We start from the raw sequence: 208 nt of genomic DNA on the forward strand, positions 1-208 counted from the left end.
TTCCAAATTTTTAAAGAGCAAGAGAATAACTTCTCAGAGTTAAAAACTCTCAGTTTATTTAAATTTAAACTAAGTAAGAGTGCTTATCTTTAAGAAGTGATAGTAAAGTGGTGGAGCTAAGCAGGATCGAACTGCTGACCTCCTGCGTGCAAGGCAGGCGCTCTCCCAGCTGAGCTATAGCCCCACATTACTAGGAATACATTGTTTG

Annotated in this window: 1 tRNA gene; it reads right to left on the reverse strand. The window is 39.4% G+C overall.

Annotated features, from left to right (window positions below):
- Window positions 1–108: 108 nt before the first annotated feature.
- Window positions 109–184: transfer RNA gene (locus N477_RS01285), tRNA-Ala, on the reverse strand.
- Window positions 185–208 lie beyond the last annotated feature (24 nt).

This window comes from Pseudoalteromonas luteoviolacea H33-S, assembly GCF_001625695.1.
Taxonomy (GTDB): domain Bacteria; phylum Pseudomonadota; class Gammaproteobacteria; order Enterobacterales; family Alteromonadaceae; genus Pseudoalteromonas; species Pseudoalteromonas luteoviolacea_B.